The sequence below is a fragment of the Streptomyces sp. NPDC001941 genome, assembly GCF_040296945.1.
Classification (GTDB): Bacteria; Actinomycetota; Actinomycetes; order Streptomycetales; family Streptomycetaceae; genus Streptomyces.
Genome location: NZ_JBEOYE010000133.1, coordinates 1 through 20238, shown reverse-complemented (window position 1 = coordinate 20238; position 20238 = coordinate 1). Strand labels below are relative to the sequence as shown.

The window sequence follows — 20238 nt, the reverse complement described above, 5'->3', positions numbered from 1 at the left end:
TCGGGGGCGAGCACGTGGCGGCAGCCCGCCTGGGCGAACAGGTCGGCGAGCTGTCCGTCGGCCAGCGCCGGGGACGGCAGCAGGAACGGCCGCTCACTGAGCAGGCACGCCAGCACCAGGGCGATCGCGCCGGGCGACTTGGGGGCGAGGATGCCCACCGGCTCCCGGGCGGGCGCGCCGAGCAGCGCGATGCTTCCCTAGACGGTCTCAGCCCCAGTCATCGGCGGCGAAGGGGGCAACTTGCCACTGCCAGACGCGAACTCCACCGGGAGGCCTATTGACCTATTAAGTGCTTTCTGTCACTGTTTGTCTTAACGGTGCTCCCCTGCGCCCAGGAAACGGACAAGGCACCGGAACGGCATCAGGCCGACCGGCCGCGGCGTCAGCCTCAGCTGAGCCGCGAAGCCCTTACTGCCGAAGAGTTGGCTATCTTCGGCGCCACCGCCCCGCCTGGGCCAGCCCGCTTGGGGCTGAGCAGAGCAGTCCAACACGCGCCGGACAGACCCCCTGACGCGACACGACTTGAACCGTGGATCGCCGCAGCGGTGCTCAGCCCCTAACCTTGATGGTTAGCTTGCCGGACCTGGCAATGCCTAGTGCCATCGCTTGTGGCCACTTCCGGTACCAGCTTCCCCGGGGCATCTCCCGTTCCGCCTGCATCGGGCCCGCTCTCTTCGTCGTTCGACGACTGCCTGCCGCCTGCCGCCTGCCGCCTACACGTGACAAATACCTATTCAGAGCCCGGGAGGAAATAATGAGCTCACTCTTTCCTGAATATTACCGCCTGAAGGCCTGGCAAGATAGCGCAACCAGATTCGAGGCCGAGTTTGCTGGGGCATGCTTTAATGACCAGGCTGCTATCAGAGCCGCAAAAGCAACACTCAAGCGGCTTCACGAGGTCCTTACAAACGACTGGATTCTATGTAACGGAGGATCGAAAGAGGAGGCGCGCCGGCAGACCGCCGAAGCATTCTATCTCCAGGATCCAGGCAGCGCTGGACAGATCGGGCCAGGTGCGCGTGAGATCGATTATCTCTTGTCGGATCAGTCAAATATTCGCGAGGTAATGGCAGCAATTTACAACGCGTCTTGGTATCGCAGTCACATCCTTTCCAAGCAAAGAGTAAATTTTGTTGATGTAGGCCTCAAGACCACCTTGCAGAGGATATTTTTCACCGATAAGAAACCTGAGCATGCTGCAAAACTGGGCCTTAATGTGGCACATCTTGATCCGTACGCCAAGTTCCTCGAGACAGATAAAGAGCTTCTCTCTCTGCGAGCGAAAGCGAACGAGAATCCAGCAACTCGCGGAAGCATGGATATGGACCTCATGTCCCATGGCTGCCTTGCTCTCTATCAAAACAGGGCAGCGTATGACGAAGTCTACGCAAGCGCCTGCGCAAGAGAATTCTTTAATCCCGCCCAGTCCGTTACGACACCTCGCGATTATGCTCTGTTGGGCATGCCGCTGAGTGCAAGAGAGAAAGAATTTGCAGCGCACCAAGTAAAGGGCTTTTCCGTGGAAGGGTGGGGCTACGAATTTGTTCCCATCGGTCCAAATGTTGAGAAGGATAAACTATGGGAAAGGGAGAGGGTCGCTGATGTTGTTGATGCCTACGATGGTGAGCGGCGACACACGGGCTATCACATCTACAAATGGCAGACGTACGAAGTGATTGACGTCCGTGCGGGTGACCAGATAGCAGGCCTGCCCGGACCCGAGTTCCCTATTCGCTGGAAAGAGGGAATGGCATATTTCGGGGTCAAGCAAGGTTCTCCGCTCGATACGGAACTACGCGTAAAGCGCGGGTATCCTCTGCAGTCAGGAATATCGGGTTCTGCACCTCGGTTTATGCTTGCCTTCGCGTGGCTAAAAGTTGACGGAGTGCGCGCCGCAGACTTCCTTAAGGCTGTTATCGCTTACCTTGTTCCCTTCGATCACACTTTGGGAGAGACTGTCAAGGCTGCGACGTACCTACTGATCGACCCCAAATCCATGGGAACTCTTAACAAAAAGCCTCCATTCGAAGACTGGGCCGAGCTTGAGCTATTAAACAAGCTTAACCATTTCTTTGGCCTTGGGGCGAGAGAGCTGTATTCAGGTATTGCAACTCTCCTCGGGATAAGTGCAGTTGCCCCGCCGAACGTTGGCGCGGTTTTCGAAAAGCACTACCTCGATATGCCGGAAATCTATTATAAATGGGACGCGGAATGGAAGATGCGTTGTCTGAATGCAGTAAGTGATTCCAGCCTCCCCGCTCCTCCCGCCCCAGTGCGAGATGAAGATGACGAGACAATCAGATATGCACTCGAAGAGCGAATTCTGAACATACACGGTTGGCTCCAGCGCAACAATGTGAAGTCCGGGATCGAGCTAGCAAAAGGAATCTCAAAATACCACCTCTGCGCACTAAAAGCGTATCAGGGATCATTTTACATGCCAATGATCTATTCGGATAACGTCCCGCTGGGTGAATTGCCTCGACGCTTCTGGGGAGTCGGGGAGAGTGCCCTTGTTGCTGGCGATTTGCAAACCTATCGTGGAATTATTGTAAAGCCACTAGGGCTCGGAGATCTGTCATGGGAACCTGCCGCATTGGATGCAGGAAGGAGATATGTGGAGTCCGGAGGGAGAGACCGAGCGCTTTTGGATGAGGTGAAAGCGAAATACCTAGATCCCTCAATGTGGGAATATATCGCCGCGAACGCCGTCTGGGCCGAGATGGCACATGAAGCGATAGGCCGCCTTCCGCGATATAGCGGCGAAAGAGATCTCTACCACGGAACGTGGTGCCGCCCAGACTATGGCTGGGAAGATCAACGGCAGCATCCCATTGCGCGGGCTCAATGGACTAGCAAATCTTTCCTTAGCACCTCCACCGAAATTGATATAGCTAAGGTTTTTTCCAAGGTTTTCGATAAGCTTCCTGGAATCGAGAGGATGGTCGTTCGGTTCACTGGCGTGAAAGCTGGCCTCGACATGAAAGGTCTTGTCGATACACTTCACGGCGAAAACGAGGTGTTATTTGGCCGCAATGTGAACACGGAAAGGGTTGGCGCTCCTGAACTTGTCACCGACGAGGACGGGTTTTCCTATTACCTTGTCACCCGGCGGATCGCTTCATCCTGACGGGTCGCATGTCTTTGGGAGGATGATCATGGGAGTGATGAGATTTAGCGTGGTATTTGCGAGCGATCCGAAATCCACGTCCCTGTCGGCTAAGTGGGAGGCGAGTGCGCGGGGGATGGCGATGTCCTCTGTTCTGTCGGGTTTTGGCGTGGATGTTCCTGGTGAGTTTCCGGCGGCCATGATGCCGGTGCTGACGAGTGCGGGACTTTCATACGAGACGAAGACCAAGGACCTGGTGCTCGCCGTGCGAACGGAGACGATGCAGTTCACCTATGCGAGTATCGATACGGCGGAACTTCTGGCGCAACCGCTTCGGAACGGAGCAGACGGATGATCAGCGAGCAGGATCTACGGACCGAGATTATGAGAGCGGTCGCGGAGCAGAAGCCTCTTATCCTGCGGCCGGATGTTTTCGAATGGGTCCAGCCAAGTCAGGGAGAGTTCCCAGAGCAAGAATTTCTTGCCAGTAATGTGGTTATTGCGATTGATGGGTGGGATGCGGAAGAAGAGAAACTGACCGGGACGTCGACGCTCGCCGGCGTGGGACCCGCCGGCGGGACAGTACCGGTCGAGGTGACGTTTGGCGCCGATCGCGCCGGTTACGTGAGTGGGATCAACTTTCACATCCCGCAGGTCACCGGTATGGACCGCTATCCGGCGCCGCTGCGTTTGGCCGAGGCGCACCCCACGCCGGCCACTGTCGCGGTGAGCGGGCTGCGCGTCGAGTGCGCCCTGCTGAAGTCCGCGGCCAACAACAGCTCGGTCTTCTCCGTCACCGTCACCGTGGCGGCGCTGGGCGTGAAACTGGCCGGACGCCTGACCGCCACGGCCGGCCGGAACTTCGCCTACACCGACAAGGCGTCGCTGTCCACGAGGGAAGTCGACCCGCCGGAGAACGTCTCCGTCACCACAGCAGGTCTCCTCACCTGGCTGGGTGCCCCGCCGACAACGGTCGTGCCCGCGCTGAGTGATCTGCGAGGAACCGAACTCGCCCTGACATTCAGCAGTCAGATGACGCTACTCTCCGCCCGGCTGACCGGGCAGACCACCCTGTACGGGCAGTCAGGGATGTGCACCGTCAGCGTGTCCGGGAGCGCAGCAGGGACGGGGCCAGCCAGGCCGTGGACCTCCAATGGCACATTCCGCCTCACCCTGCCCGACGCGCCGGACACCAGCCTGTACTTCACCTTCACCGACAGCGGCGAGTCGAGCCCTAGCCGGGTGCTGGCGCTCAGCGCGGACACCACCCAGAGCATCAAACCGCTCACCCTGGCCGGCATCACCGACCTGCCCTACATGTCCGAGCTCCCGGACATCACCGACGTTCTCCCCGAGGACCTGCGGGCCGTTCTGGACGCAGTCACGGTGACCAACGTCGCCACCGTGATCGACTGTACAAGCGGCAAGCCCAACGTCCTGGGCGCCACCATCAGCACCAACAAGCCGTGGAAAGTCTTCGACGGTCTGTTCACCCTTCAAGACCTGCGCCTGTGGTGGACCGCAGGACTGAGCACCCAGTCCCCCCTGGTCGGCATCGGCATCGACGCCACCTGCCTGATCGCGGACTCCATCGCCCTGCAAGCGAAAGCCACCCTGCAACCCAGCCCCCGCATCGAGGTCACGGTCAGCCAAGCACAGTCCCTGGAAGGCTTCGATGCGAATGGCAGCGGCCTGCCGCTGCCGGAGTTCGACGACGACCTCGTCCCGGTCGACAGTGACGGCGGAACCCGCATCGGCCTGCGCGACCTGACGGCCGTCTGCGACCTACGCAACGGCCTCTACCGGATGGACCTGGCCCTGGACTGCACCCTCAAGGCGACCTCATGGTTCGAAATCACCGAGGTCCGGGTTGGTGTCGACCACTCGCCCCAGGCCACGCGCTACACCATCAGCGGCCTGGCCGACCTCGCCGGCGCCCAGGCGCGCTTGAGCGTGGCCAAGGACGCCAGCGGATGGCGGTTCAGCGGCGGCCTGGCCCTCCCCGAGGACACCTCGTTCAGCCAGTGGGTGGCGGAGCAGTTCGACTACACGCTGCCCGAAGCGGTGTCCGGCATCAACCCGCGGGAGATCACCCTCGACTACCGGCCCTCCGACAAGCAGCTGCGAATCACCGCGGCAGGCCTGTTCGACGTCGCGGATGCCGCGTGCCAGTTCCGGCTGAACCTCACCCACGACGGGAAGAACCAGAAGATCAACGCCACCGGCGAGATCCTCGTATACACCCCCGACGACGAGATCTTCGCCGCGGTGCCCGCCCTCGCGGCGCCGGGCGCCCCGCAGCCCGCCTGACACAGGGCAGCCGCAGCACCCGCCGCCTCCGGCTCGCGCCACAGGCAGCTCCAGGCACTTCGCCCCCGCCCCTCCTCAAGCCCGTCCGGGCCGGACCACCCCTGGCCCACCGCCTCGGTGACGTCGGTGACAGGCCGACTGGATCAGCACCCCCTGCTCCAACAGCAGCCGATCCCAGGCGGCCTTCTCCCAACACCCCTGTTCAGGGCGCCCTGCAACGCAGCAAGCCGGAACAGGTACCCAGAGGGCGCCGGCCGCGGCAGCGGAGGCGCGGCCCGCAGAACAGCAGGGCGATCGTTCTTGCCAGGACGCCCCGGGCATGCCTGCGCATCCGTACCCGCGCTACGCCGGAGGCGACCGCCACGGTTCCGCCCCTCGGCGGGACACCGCACGCGGGTATCGAGGGATTTGCTGCCGCCTCCTCGCGCCCTCACCGGTGGCGGCAACAGCCGACCGCTCATCCCCGGCCAGGAATCGTGACCACGAACGTGACACCCATCTCCGGGGCAGTCGCCGTGTCCGGGCGCATACCAATCAGAACGTGCACAACCCACAGTGTCGAGATCGAAGAAGTTCTCCGTGCGTCACCACGGCCGGCCCCCACGACAGAAGGCGTCGGCCCTTCACAGGAGGTGTTCGACGTGCCGGTAGTACGCGTGTTGCAAGTGTCCCTCAAAACGAACGCCGGATTAAGGAACGTTCCGCTGGTAGGGGCATCCCTGCCAGCCGGAGTCGACCTCTCACTGCCCAACGTGAGGCTCCTGTACGCAACTCAGAACCTCACCCGGGCACAAACAGAGCAGATCAACCGCAAACTGGTGAGCGCCGGTGTCACCGAAGGCATCCCCACCCTCACCCCGGAACAGGGAGGCCCGGCAGGCGGCGGGGTACCGGCCGGAGCCTGCATCGGCTTCGACTACGTCGTCCCCGGAGCCGGTGCGCAGACCCTCCTCGTCCCGCTCTCGCGCAAAGGTGCCACCGCTGGCAACAGCCTCAGCAGCCAGGACACCCACCAGATCCCCCGCACCACAGGCCCTAATCCCCCGGAGACCGGACCGGCGCCCACCCCGCTGCCCGACGAGAACCCGACAGCCCCAGCGGAATCCACCCCCCGCGCACCCGCGGCCCAGGTCCCCCTCGAGGGAGTGGTCGTCTCACACCAGGGAGGAGAACCGCCCGTCCCGGCGGCCCGGGCAGGACTCTGGGCGGACGTAGGCCGGTCCTTCGGCCCGCTGCTCGTGCAGCGTCTGGGCCTGAACTACGACCAGGGCGTCGCCTGGGTCATGCTCGATGCCTCGCTGGGAGCCGGCGGCCTCACCATGATCGTGCGAGGCATGGCGCTCGGCCTGGACCTGAACGGCGACACTGCCGCCGTGCGGGCCCGTCTCGAGGGACTGGGCGTGGAATTCATCCGTCCGCCGCTGCAGATCGGCGGCTCCCTGGTCAACCGTCCCGACCCGAACTGGGATGTCCTGGTGGAGGGTTCGGTGGTGGCGCAGCTGCCGCCGAAGCTGGGGATCATGGCTGTAGGGGCATATCAGCGGAAGGCCGGGGGTGCGCCGTCGCTGTTCGTGTTCGGGCGGGCGGCGGGCAAGTTCGGTGGACCGCCGCCGTTCCACGTGACCGGGTTCGCTCTCGGATTCGGCTACAACTCCTCGGTGCGGATTCCCGAACGCGGCCAGATCGGGCAGTTCCCGCTGGTGTCCGGGCTCGATGGGGGACTGCCGGAGTCGCCGACGGACATGCTGGCCCGCCTGACCGGTGGCGGGCAGCCGTGGGTGACACCGTTGGAGGGCCAGGTGTGGGGCGCGGCAGGTCTGGACTTCACCTCGTTCGAGTTCATCCAGGGCCGCCTCCTGGCGGTGCTGGAGGCCGGGAGCGCCTTCACGCTGGCGCTGCTGGGGCAGGCCAGTGCGACGTTCCCGAAGGCGGGCCGCAAGCCGTATGCGAAGGTCGCGCTCGAACTGCGGATCGTCTACTCCTCGGCGAAGGGTTCCCTGGAGGCTTCGGCGCAGTTGTTTGATTCCTACGTGATCGATCCGGCGTGTGCGCTGACCGGCGGGTTCGCCTTGTACCAGTGGTTCGACCCGTCTCCGTATGCGGGGGATTTCTGCCTGACTGTGGGTGGCTACCACGGCAAGTTCAAGGCGCCGGCGCACTATCCGCAGGTGCCCAGGCTGGGCTTTTCCTGGTCGCTGGGGTCCACGGTCAACATCACCGGCCAGGCCTATATGGCGCTCACCCCGCGTGCGGTGATGGCGGGCGGCCGCCTGGAGGTCGCCTACCGGTCGGGAAAGGTGTCGGCGTGGCTGACCGCGGCACTGGACGCTCTCATCCAGTGGGAGCCGCTGTTCTTCGACGTGTCGCTGAGCATCCGCATCGGTGCCAAGGTCAAGCTGCTATTCACCGTGAGCGGCGAGATGGGTGCGGACCTGAACGTGTGGGGCCCGCCGACGGGCGGGAAGGTCACCGCGAAGTTCGCGTTCGTCAAGGTGACCATCAACTTCGGCAAGTCCCGCCAGGGTGCGGCGGCGGTCGACTGGCCCACGTTCGCCGCGCGGCTGCTGCCGCCTCAAGCACCGCTGCAGATCCTGGCCGCCAGCGGTCTGCTGCCCGAGCGGGAGACACCGCCCGCCGACGTCCGCGCGGGCCGGATCCAGCCGCTGTCCGCGGACCAGGAGGGCCGGGTGTGGCAGGTCGACCCGGGCGGGGCCTCCTTCCGGATCACCACCGTCGTCCCGGCGAGCATCGTCAAGGTCAACGACACCGTCCAGCACACCGGTACAAAGCTGAACATCCGGGCGATGAAAAAGAAGGACCTGACCAGCACCCTGCGTGTCACCGTCAACTACACCACCTCCCGGTCCCTGCGCGACGCGATCTGGCAGTCCGCGCCCGATCTGGACCTGTGGCACTTCGACGTCGAGAACAACCGGGTGCCGTTCTCCCTGTGGGGGGAGCACACCCAGGACCCCAATAACCCGGCCACCCCCGACCTGATCGACCACACCGGGGTCCTGCGCGTAACGATCCCCGAACCGCGAACGGACGGCCAGAGCCTGGGACCGGTCAAGGAAGCCGCCCTGCAATGGGAGACCCTGGACCGCGACGGTGTGCAGCCGCTGCGCGCGGATGCCGCCCCGGTCGGCGACCGGCTCACCGCGGCCAGCGAGGCGGGCACCCACCTGTCGCTGGTGGCCGAGCACCTGGCCGACCGGCCCAGCGTCCTGGCGCGGGCCGCAGTGCTGGCCGCGCTGAAAGACCTCGCCCCGCAGCCGTATGCGGACGACCCGGCGTGGGACGCCGCGCTGTGGGCCAGTGACCTCCTCGACGACGCGGTGGAGCAGCTCGTCGAGGAAGGTTGGGACCAGGACGTCCTGGTCGCCACCGGCCAGCAGCCGCCCGCCGATCAGGCCTGGCCGGGCCGCACGGTGTGGGCGGTGTTCCCCGAGCAGGGCCGCATGGACCTGCTCGACGCGACTTCCGGCACCGCGCTGAACACTGTCACCCTGCCCGAGGACATGGCCGGCGAGTGGCTGCTCTGCGCGGCTCGGGATGCGGTGTACGTGATGCTCTCCAAGTACCAGTCGTCGGGCATGCTGCACCGTGTTGATGCCACCACCTGGCAGCAGTGGGAGCCGCTCGCTACCGGAAGGACCAACGTCTCCCGTACAGATTATGATCTTGTAGAAACGGATCAGGGAGTCATAGTCGTGGCAGGAACCAGGACTAACGGCATCTTTGGATCTACCATCGACCCGCAAACCCGCGCGGTCACTCAGCGAGCCGCCCACATGTACGACGTGGGGTCCAGGAGCCTGAGCGGCAGGTCGGGAACCGTCCTCATCTGCGACTACGGGGTACCCGAGAGCGTCATGCTGTACGGGTACAACTTTCCCACGGGCCACAAGACCGGCCCCCTCGACCTGGAGGGCCGCAACGGCACGGTGATGGCGAGCCCGGAAGGCGGCATCTCGTTCCTCAATGTGCAGGGCACTACCGAATACGTGCCGGTGGACGTGGACAACGACACCCTGTGGCCATCAGTACAGCTCCCTGACAGCCGCAATGTGGGGGTGCGGGCCTCGAAGGTCATCGCGTCGGGCGTCCTGCTGCTGTGGTGGTACAACCCTTACGCCACCCACGAGGAGTACGTCAGCCGGATCACCGCGGTGGGGGAGGGCGCGGAGGCGCGCACGAGCGAGGACCGCCAGCCTCTGGCCTACCACGACACGGACACGCGGACGATGCGTGCCGACCATGCTGGTGACCGGGTGTGGCTGACCTACAAGCGTGCCGTCCTGGTCGTGGACGCGGGACGCGAACTGGGACCGCTGACCTTCGCCGCGGACATCACGGCCGAGTACCTCCTGGACGACGGGCGGATGCTGATCGCCTGCCAGGACGCGACGATCACCGTGGTGGCCGTCGTGGACGGACACCTGCGCAAAGTCGACCTGTGGACCGTGCCGCACGGCGCTGCCAAGGAACTGGTGTTCACTGACACCACCGGCAGCGCCTGAACGGCCCCACGAAGATCACGGATCGGGCCGCGCACCCCGCGGCCCGCCCTAACTCATCACCCCGCGCCTCCGCGCCCGCACCGCTGCCGCCGTCTCGCTCCCGCGTGCTGCCGGGCACCGGCCGCCGTACCAGGCCAGGCATCGCCGCGCGGATCTGCGTCCCATCCCGCTGACGCGCCTTGCCCCTCCCGCCGGTGCGGGCACGGCCCGCAGGCAGCCCCGCGCGGCCCCGCCGCGGCGCCTACGACATCACGTGCCTGCGGGCATCCCGCGCCCCGCCCGTACCAGCCGCCGGTCTGCGGGTGCCACGCCTTCGAGAAGAAACGGATTCGCTCATGATCGCGCACACCACCTCGCCCGTTCCCGACGCAGATGACCAACGCCCGTCGTTCAACGTGCAGTTCATCGACAACCGGGAGCCGGCCGTGCTGGCCGGCACCTACCGGATCGGCGTATCGGAGACCATCGACTCCATCAACACCGGCGACTACCTCAGCGAGCACACACAGGACTTCCGGGTGTCCGCGCCGCAGTTCCGCCTCCCGGACGGGACGGTACGGGCGGTCAACCCGCAGCCGCAGCAGTCCTCGGACCTCTCCCAGACCCTGGCCCACGTGACGCTGGACGATGCCCTGCTCGCCTGGCGGCGCCAGGTCGACTCGGTCCTGCGCGGCCAGGCCCTGACACCGCTGGCCGCCCGGGTACCGTGGCTGGCCCTGCTGCTCTTCACCGAGGACGAACTCCTCAACGACCCCACCGCCGAGGGCACCACCGTGGCCGTCCCGGTACGGGAACTGACCGCTGCCAACCCGCCGGCGAACCTGTGGCAGCCCAAGATCTCCGAAAACCAGCTCGAAGACGAGGAAAAGGACGCCCTGGCCGCCACCGTCCGCATGCCCGGCCACGTCTTCACCGCCCTGGTCCCGCGCACCGAGGAACTACGCCACCTCGCCCACGTACGGTCCGTCACCGTGGACAGCCGCCTGCGCGGCGAGGAACTCTCCCAGGGCGAGTTCACCGTCATCACGACCAACCGGCTCCCCGACGCCGACCAGACCCGCCGTTACGTCGCGCACCTGGTGTCCCTGGAGGGCTGCCGGCACATCCTGCAGGCCGCCGACGACAACCAGCTCACCGACCAGGACGAGGTACGCCTGGCCACCCTGCACACCTGGTCCTTCACCTCCGCCCCGGCCGCCGGCGGCGGGTTCTACGGACGGATCCGTAACATCGCCTTCGACGAGGACGACCGCCCGCGCGATCTGCTGCTGCGCGTGACCCCCGCCGCCCCCACCGCGGCCGGGACCCGGCCGGCCCCGGACACCAACGAGGCACCCGCCTCACCTCCCCACGCCGGCGACGGGCACGACAGCGACCACCGGGCCGCGGACCACGACGGAGTCCACAACGAGGAAACACCGCCGAGCAGCCCCCGCCCCGCACCCCCGGCCGCCACCCGCCCGGCGCCTCAGGCGGAGACCGCAGTCGGGCAGGCCCGCACCGAGGTCACCGACCGCCTCAACGCCGGCTGGGTGGCTCTGCGCCACCAGCTGGAGACCGGCCAGGCCACCACCGCCTGGTATCGCGGACCGTTCACCGCCGCCCCTGCCCAGCCGCTGACCGGCCGCCCCGCCGACGGCTGGAGCACCGCCACCGAACTGCTCGCCTACCTGCCCGCCTGGGGCATGTTCGACGCCACCTACGCCAACGCCTTCAGCCTCGGGCGCGCCCTGGCCCTGGCCGACACTGAATTCTCGGCAGCGCTCTCCCACTGGCACCAGCGCGCCCGCTTCCGCACCGCGGCCCTCGCCCAGCGCGAGACCGGCCCCCTGGCCGCAGTCCTCACCGCCGAGCAGGACAGCCTGCGCCGCCCGCACTGCGACGCGCTCATCCGGGCCGTCCGCGAAGCCGTCGACAGCGCCCTCATCCCCACCCTGCTCAGCGCCCCCGTCACCATTGAGCGCACCACCACCGCGCCGCACTCCGGATCACGCGACCGGGCCCGCACCCACGACATCTCCGCCTACCTCACCCAGCCGCCCTCCCACGTCCAGCAGATGCTCGACACCGTCCTCGCCCCGCTGGCCGAGCCCGTCACCGACTGGCTGGACCGCCTCACCCTGCTCTACCCGGTTCCCTTCGCCCACCTCGTCCCTGACGAGCGGGCCCTGCCCGCCGAATCGATGCGCCTGTTCTACCTGGACGCCAACTGGCTGACCTGCCTGCGTGACGGCGCCCAGAGCGTCATCACCGACGAATCCTCCCGTGCGCTGGCCCGCTTGGCCCCCTGGACCCGCACCGCCCCGCCCGCCCCTGCCGCCGGCGTGCTCCTGCGCTCCCAACTGGTCCACGAGGTCCCCGGCCTGCTCGTACGCGGCTACGACGCCGCCGGCAGGTCGCTGTCGATCCTGCGCTACGAAGCGCTGGCCCCCGACATGCTGATGGTCCTCTTCGATGAGGTTCCCCAGGTGGTGGAAGTCGCCGAACCGCCCGAGGGCCTGTCCTTCGGCATCGACTTCGCCATGATCTCCACCGCCGACACCGCCAGCAACGTCCCGGTCCTCAACCTGCGCAGCCTCTCCGGCAACGAGGCCGGCAAAGAACTCGACGTCGTCTTTCCCTCCCCGACCGGACAAGACGGGCTCACCCGGCATTTGCGCGCCGACCCCACCGGCGCCCGCCGCATCCTGGATCTGCGCCCCAGCGACCCACAGGCCCTTCTGGAAAAGCTGCGTCAGGCCCTGCGCACCGCGGGGGAGCCGATGGCCGATGGTATGGGCCCGGCCGGCCTGGCCCTTCAGCTGGTCAATACCGCCCGCCGCCAGTACTTCCGCCCCGCAGCCTTCACCGCAGCGAACCCCGACCCCGTCGGCTGACCATCACCACCCGCCACCGCGCCGCCCGGATGCTGCCGAACGCGTCCCGGCACAGGCACCCCCACGCGCGGACGCCCCCACCCGGACAGCGCCCCGGCCCGCCAAGCCGCCCACCACCCGCCCGCGACGAACCGCCCCTACCAGCCTCCGCCTTCTCCCACCCCCGCGCGATCGCCCCGACCGTCCGCATACCCGAGTGTCACCCGCTCCCGCGGCCAGAGAGGAACCACCCCATGACCCCCGCCCCCGCATCAGCCCCGACCTACGGAGTGCTGGAAATCCCCCTGCACGTAGAAGCGTTCGCCCTCAACAGCCTCATCCGCCGTGCCGAACCCTTCGAACGCTGGCAGCCCAACTACGCGTTGACCCGCCTGCACATGTCACCCGAACCGCCGCCGTTCTCCAGCGTCGACTTCACCTTCAAAGACGACCCCGCCAACGAAGGCGTCTACCTCCACTGGCAGCTGCCCGACGCCCTCACCCACGGCGAAGCACCCACCCCCGGCGCAGCCCCCGTCTTCCCCCTGGCCCCTAACCGGTGGCGTATCACCCGCACCGCCACCCGCACCGACCAGCCCGCGACCGTCAAAACCGGCGCGTGGATCGTGGAAAGCGACTACCTCGGCCCCGACGCCACCACCCCCTACCTCGACCCCCACGACCCCGAGCAGCGCAAACTCACCCGCATCGGACGCCGCCGCCCCGCTGAGGGCTGGAGCGAGCCCGGTACCCGCGCCGACGACATGTTCCTCACCGCCGTCGGCCCCGGCCTGCTGGCCTTCTCCGCCTACCAGCCCTACAACCTCAACGTCTTCTCCCTGCACGACCCCCTCACCGACTGCGACCGCACCCACGCCTGGACCATCGACTACCACGTCGAAGGCTGGTACAGCGACCCGGCCGCCGACCCCCTCGCCCCGGCCCACCACCAGCCCGAACACCTCACCACCCTCCTCGAGGCCTATGACTGGCCCACCCCGCCCGACGACGTCACTGTCAGCGCCGACCCGGTCATCCGCCTCAACGGCGGCGTCACCCAGCTCGACTGGCAGAACACCCTGTACGCCTCCGACCGGCCCGACACCGTCACCGTCGCCGTCGGCCACGACCTCGACCACGCCAACACCGCCCTCACCACCGCCGCCGCCCGCGCCGCCGGCCTGTCCGACGACACCGCCGCCATCCTCGCCGCCTGCTACGCCGGCACCCTGGACGTCCTGGACGACCCCGACGGCCACTTCGAAGCCGAACGCCTCGCCCACACCGCCCACTTCACCCCCAGCCCGGCCGGCTACCGCTGGACCCTCGAACAAAACCCCGACACCCCGCCCGCCCGCGCCCTGGCCCGCCCGCGCCGGCACCTGCTCGCCGACCACACCGCACTGCTGGCCACGCTCAACACCGACCAGCAGACCCACGACAGTGCCGCCACCCACCTCACCGGCACCCAACGCCGCCTGTACGACCTGTGGTGGAGCCGCAACCTCCCCCGCGTCCCCGACGAGCCCGACACCCCCGCGGGCCACTACGCGGCCCGCCTGGACGAGGCCATCGACGAAGCCCGCGAAGCCGTCACCGCCGCCCTAGCCGCCCTCCACGACGCGCGCGTGAAAATCCCGTGGGGCGAGGACGACGACGAACTCCAGGCCTCCATCACCACCTGGGCCGCCGACCACAACCTGCCCGACGAGGTCGTCCTCAAGCGGGAAGTCCTCGCTCACCACCAGGCCCCCAACGACCCCAGCGTCATCCTCGTCGGCCACAAACACGACACCCAGCACACCGACCGGCCCGCCCGCCACACCCACACAACGCCCCGCCCCGCCTCACCGGCCCCGCAGAACAGCCCCGACCCCGAGGCCCGCTGGCTGCCCCAGAGCGACCCCGCCACCCGCCCCCAGGACACCGCCCCCCTCACCCCCTGGCGCCAGCCCTGGACACCAGTCTTCTTCGAATGGCAAGTCCACTACTACCCCATCGAATTCGGCACCGCCCACGACGACCACTGGCACTTCGACGGCACCCACTACCACCTCACCAACGACACCGGCTTCTGCCGCACCCCCCTCACCCTCCACGGCCGCAACCTCCTGACCACCGCCGCCGGCGACATCCCCGCCGCCCGCCTCCGCGAAGCCGCCCACCACCTCCCCGAAGCCGCCACCCTCCTCAACGAACTCGCCGACCAGATCCGCCAGGCCGCCCCCACCTCCCAGACCCTCACCGGCTTCAACGACCAGCTCAACGCCCGCTCTTTCCAACCCCCCGTCCTGGGCAACCTCACCGACCCGCTCCTGCGCGACGCCCTCGAAGCCGCAGCCGACCGCGGCCTGCCCCCCAACCCCGGCCCCGCACCCCGCCCCTTCACCGGCTGGGCCCCCACAGCCTGCCAACCCCTGCGCACCGGACAGTTCGTCTTCAACCGCCTCGCCCTTGTCGACCGCTTCGGCCACACCCTCCACGCCGTCTACCCCGACCCCGTCGCCCGCGTCAGCGACGACCCCGAAGACGCCATCGGCGTCGGCTTCCCCGCCAGCCAGTTCATCCCCACCCTGCCCCCCGAACTCGAACCCTCCCTCAAAAACCCCGACGACCCCGACCAAGGCCGCGTCGTCGTCCACCCCGCCGACGCCGAACGCCTCATCCAGCTCACCCCCCGCCTCCCCCAAAGCGCCCGCATCCACTTCACCCTCCTCAACGCAAAAGACAACACCCACCACACCACCCTCACCCGCAGCACCGAACCCGACGCCACCCCCATCGCCGCCTGGCTCATCCCCCACCACCTCGACCAAACCCTCCTCTGCTACGACCCCGATGGCACCGGCCTCGGCCAGCTCCGCACCACCCTCACCACCACCGGCACCCGCCACATCACCTGGCACCCCCTGCCCCACAGTCCCCACCCCGACCCCGACACCCTCGCCAACACCCACCCCCACCTCCACCAATTCCTCCAGCCCTTCCTCAACCCCACCCACCCCCAAGCCGGCACCGACGCCGACCCCGACACCCTCACCAGCCTTCTCCGTGTCATCGACCGCGTCATGACCACCACCACCCCACAACAAGAGATCACCCCCGAAACACCCCCCACCACCCTCATGGGCCGCCCCGTAGCCCTCATCCGCACCCGCCTCCAGATCGACCTCGACGCCACCCCCGACAACGACCCCTCCTGGAACAACCTCCCCACCCCCACACCCCGACCCCACCCCACCTACCGCTGGCCCATCCGCCTCGGCGAACGCCTCCAACTCGGCGACGGACTCATCGGCTACTACCAAGGCACCGCCACCGGCACCGACTACCACCACCTCCACACCGTCCTCGACCCCAACGAAAACCCCCACGACCCCTACTTCACCCCCATCACCAACGGCCACAACCTCACCCTCCCCGCCCACCCACCCACCACCCCCATCGACAACAACACCCATGCCTACCTCACCCTCCTCGCCGACCCCCACGCCACCATCCACGCCACCACCGACCTCCTACCCACCGCCACCACCCAAGTCCCCACCCACCTCACCACCACCACCCTCGAACACCTCAACACCGCCTTCCGTATCGGCCCCCTCCTCACCACCCCCGCCCCCCACACCGACGACACCACCGCCGAACGCACCGAAGCGACCAACGACCTCACCCTGCCCCGCCCCTCCGACCAGTACGGCACCTGGACATGGAGCGAAGCCGGCACACACACCCCCTGGACCACCCACCCCACCCAACCCACCACCCCCACCCCCCACACCCCCCACCCCGCCCCCGTACTCCGCACCGGATACCTCCAACTCCACCCCACCACCGAAGACACCACCCACCAGACGGCCAACAGCCCGGCATCAGACATTCGGTAAAGGTCCGGCCCCGCCGCATGCTCCACCCATCATGACCGGGCGCCACGCGCTTGTGGCCTGCGACGCGGACACCGCGATCGAAGCCGAACAAACCGCGCGAGGTTGAAGTGGCTCCCGGTCGGCGCCGTCGAGCATCCTGCACCGTAGCCGCAGCTGCGACCAGATTGCCTGCCTGCCGCCTCGACATACCGTCGTCCACGGCCCGGCACCGGGAACACCGATCCAATACCCACGCAAGTGGCATCGCATTCTGTGCCGAAACCGCTGATTCCGACAAATCCGAGGACACACAATGATCGAGCAGAACACGCTCCTTACCTATGACATCACCACCACCCCCAATCCCCTACAAGCCAGCCCACCCGTGGCTGCCAACGATGCCGACGGCCAGAGCGAACGACAAGTTCTCGCAGATATTGACATCATCGTCTCCAACACCGGCAGCAACCCTGTGAAATGCCGCAAGATTATGCTCCTTGTCCCCCTGGGAGATCTGGCCCAAGACCTCGGCACAGCAGGCCAGAGCCTTGCGGCTAGCGTCAGCCCCAGCGAAACCTGGACCATAGGCGCTGTCCAGGACGACGTTCTTCTCGCCCTGCCTCATACCGAGGAAGCCGTCTTCGAAGCGGCCTCCTCCACCTGCCGACAACTTCAGGTCAGCCCCGCACAAGGCGAAGCCGTCGTCGACCAGGAAGGTCTTCACATCCACATCGCCGGGGTAAAGATCAACAGCAAGGTTGGAACCTCGCACATCACCGTCAACGAAGAGGCCAGTGACACCGCGAACCCCGAATTCGCCACCCGCTCACTCTCTCTTAGCATCACCAAATTCGCCTACCGCGGCAGCGGCGATCCTCTCCACGCCCACCCCGGGATCAACCGCGGTCTCGCAGCGTTCGACGCTAAAACGGACGTGCCAGCTGGACGAGTCGCGGCTGGCACGGAACTAAAACTCACCTGGAACCACAGGCGAGACGACCTCCACGAGCTCTACATCAACGGTAGTCGGGTCCCCGATAACAACGACCAAATCAAACTTGGAAGCAGTTACACAGTTCCGAAGGACACGGTGAAGATGGACACGATCTTCACCCTTAAGACTACAATTCCCGACGTCAGCAACCAGCCCCAGCCACCCCGATGGGACCACGTCACCGTAACCGTCAATAACCCAACACTCGAAGCCCTGACCACCATGGGACTCGTGACGTCTAAGGGTGGCGTGACGGTGGCGGATGGCAAGGAGCTCAAGGCCACGGGGGAAGTGAATGCCACAGGTCTGGTGACCGCCAATAGCGGTCTGACGGTGACAGGTGATACAGCGCTTCAAAAGTTGACTTCAGGCGCGGCTTTCGTGACCAGCCTTGATGCCAAGGGAGGCGTCATCCAAACCACGGGGGCGCTGATGGCAGGCGGCACCTCGGTAGACAGCCTTGACGCCAGGGAGGGTGCCATCACTACCGACGGAACCCTGAGAGTGGGTAGCGCCAACGTAACCAGTTTGAACGCCGGGGATGGCGAGATCAAAACAAACGGCACTGTGACTGCCAATGCAATGAGATCAGGAAACAGGGTTGTCCTCAGGCATGGCGACTGCGTAACAATGTACGCAAAGAAGCAGAACCCGTCAGGTTCAGGCTATCTTTCTGCGGACATGAACACGAGTAATAACGTCAGAACCATTAGGGAATCTGACGTAGATCAGTCGAAGTGGATGATTCTGCAAGAAAACACGAAGGCTCTCTCGAGTGACGAGGATTAGAGTCCTGGATTAGGGTGCAGAAGGCGCCTTCCAGGCTGAGATTTGAATCCCAGTTTGGTGGGCGCTTCCTGCCTGCAAGTTTATCTCTCACCTCTACTGCCACATCGAGCATCGGCCCCGACGGCGTACGCCACGCCACTCACGGCAGCCGGAGCCCCAGTGAGCCTCTTTCATCCTGCGCTGACGGGTGAAATGGGCTGGTCAGCGGGCGTGGTGACGAGGCAGGGCCCCTCGTCGTTGGCGTGGTGATTCCACTCAACACGCTGGCGACCGAAGGGGCCCTGTTGGTTCCGTATCCTGCCATGCTCGACGTCCCGCACGAGCTCGTCGAGCATGTTTCCTGGCTGCTGTACGAGCACCGCCGGGCCCGCAACACCCGCTGGCGCAAGCTCGGCTGCTTCAAGCAGGCACTGCTCACGCTGGTCCACCTGCGGAAGAACGAGACGTTCTCGCAGCTCGGAGCCGGTTTCGGCATATCTCAGGCCACTGCCTGGCGGTACGTCGACGAGACCCTGAACGTCCTGGCCGGCTGGGCGCCCGGCCTCCACGAAGCCCTCACCGGCCTCGGTGAGGGCGACCACGTCATCGTTGACGGCACCCTGATCCCCATCGACCGGATCGGTGCGGACGAGCCGTACTACTCGATGAAGCACCGCAGGCACGGCATGAACGTGCAGGTCATCGCCCGCCCCGACGGCACACCGCTGTGGTTCTCCCGCGCGACACCTGGCCGAACCCATGACCTGACCGCGGCCCGGGCCCACGGCATCGTCCAGGCCTGCCTCACCCGACACATCCTCGTCCTCGCCGACCGCGCCTACCAAGGTGCCGGCGCCACCTTCCGCACCCCCTACTACCACCACCGCGAACAGCCCGAGCACTACCAGCAGTTCAACCGTGACCACGCCCGGCTCAGAGCCCCTGGAGAGCGAGCCTTCGCGCAACTGAAAGCCTGGCACATCCTCCGCCGGGCCCGATGTTCCGCCCGCCGCATCGGCACCATCGTCCAAGCCGTCCACACGCTACTGACCTGCGACTATTCAGGATGAAAGAGGCTCACTGAACCTCTTTCATCCCGACCCTGAGAGAGTGAAAGGGCAGGTCAGCGGGGTTGTAGATGACATGACGAAGCCTCCGTCGTTGATGTGGTGATCTCACTCATCGCATCGGCGCCGGAGGCTTCGTTGGTCTCGTATTCTGCCACGCTGGACGTTCCGCACGAGCTGGTTGAGCATGTCTCGTGGCTGCTCCACGCACGCCGTCGGGAGTTGAACTCGCCCTGGCGGCGCCTGGGTTGCTTCAAGCAGGCGCTGCTCGTGCTGGCCCTTCTGCGGAAGAACGAGACGTTCGCCCAGGTGGGGGCCGGGTTCGGGGTGTCAGAGGCGACAGCATGGCGATACGTCGACGAGACCCTGGACGTCCTGGCCGCGTGGGCGCCGGGACTGCACGAGGCCCTCGTCGGCCTGGGTGAGGACGACTCCGTCATCGTTGACGGAACCCTCATCCCCACCGACCGCATCCGCGCGGACCAGCCGTACTACTCGATGAAGCACCGCACGCACGGATGAACGTACAGGTCATCTCACGTCCGGACGGAACACCCCTGTGGTTCTCCCGCGCCCTGCCGGGCCGGACCCACGACCTGACCGCGGGCCCGCGCCCACGGCATCGTCCAGGCCTGCCTCACCCGGCAGATCTGAGGCGTCCCCCGGAGTGTGGACACGGGGGTTTCATGCCGCGAGCGTGAGTCTATGCTCTGCCCGGTGCTGCTGTTCGAACTCGATAGGTGAGA

Annotated in this window: 8 protein-coding genes and 1 pseudogene; all 9 read left to right on the top strand. The window is 66.3% G+C overall.

What is annotated here, in order from left to right:
* Positions 1 to 754: 754 nt before the first annotated feature.
* Entirely contained in the window at positions 755 to 3130 is a 2376-nt protein-coding gene (locus tag ABT160_RS42895) for a hypothetical protein (RefSeq protein ID WP_351654610.1), read from the top strand.
* A gap of 22 nt (positions 3131 to 3152) precedes the next feature.
* Entirely contained in the window at positions 3153 to 3464 is a 312-nt protein-coding gene (locus tag ABT160_RS42890) for a hypothetical protein (protein WP_351654609.1), read from the top strand.
* Positions 3461 to 5419, top strand: coding sequence for a hypothetical protein (locus ABT160_RS42885; RefSeq protein WP_351654607.1), 1959 nt, complete (start codon positions 3461 to 3463; stop codon positions 5417 to 5419). The genes ABT160_RS42890 and ABT160_RS42885 overlap by 4 nt, the downstream gene beginning before the upstream one ends.
* 752 nt (positions 5420 to 6171) lie before the next feature.
* Positions 6172 to 9942: a DUF6603 domain-containing protein gene (locus tag ABT160_RS42880; protein WP_351654604.1), complete on the top strand. Its 3771-nt coding sequence runs from the start codon at positions 6172 to 6174 to the stop codon at positions 9940 to 9942.
* Positions 9943 to 10277: 335 nt separating this feature from the next.
* A complete protein-coding gene (locus tag ABT160_RS42875) occupies positions 10278 to 12818 on the top strand; it encodes a hypothetical protein (protein WP_351654601.1) in 2541 nt (846 codons plus the stop codon).
* Positions 12819 to 13051: 233 nt separating this feature from the next.
* The gene (locus ABT160_RS42870) at positions 13052 to 16684 is read left to right on the top strand and encodes a hypothetical protein (RefSeq protein ID WP_351654598.1); all 3633 of its coding nucleotides are present in this window, start codon (positions 13052 to 13054) and stop codon (positions 16682 to 16684) included.
* Positions 16685 to 16976: 292 nt separating this feature from the next.
* Positions 16977 to 18446, top strand: coding sequence for a hypothetical protein (locus ABT160_RS42865; protein WP_351654595.1), 1470 nt, complete (start codon positions 16977 to 16979; stop codon positions 18444 to 18446).
* A 242-nt stretch (positions 18447 to 18688) separates the two neighbouring features.
* Positions 18689 to 19495 carry an IS5 family transposase gene (locus ABT160_RS42860; protein ID WP_351654593.1) on the top strand — a complete coding sequence of 269 codons (807 nt, stop codon included), beginning with the start codon at positions 18689 to 18691 and terminating at the stop codon, positions 19493 to 19495.
* Positions 19496 to 19591: 96 nt separating this feature from the next.
* Positions 19592 to 20143 (top strand): annotated as a pseudogene (locus tag ABT160_RS42855) (transposase family protein); the annotation flags it as partial.
* Positions 20144 to 20238 lie beyond the last annotated feature (95 nt).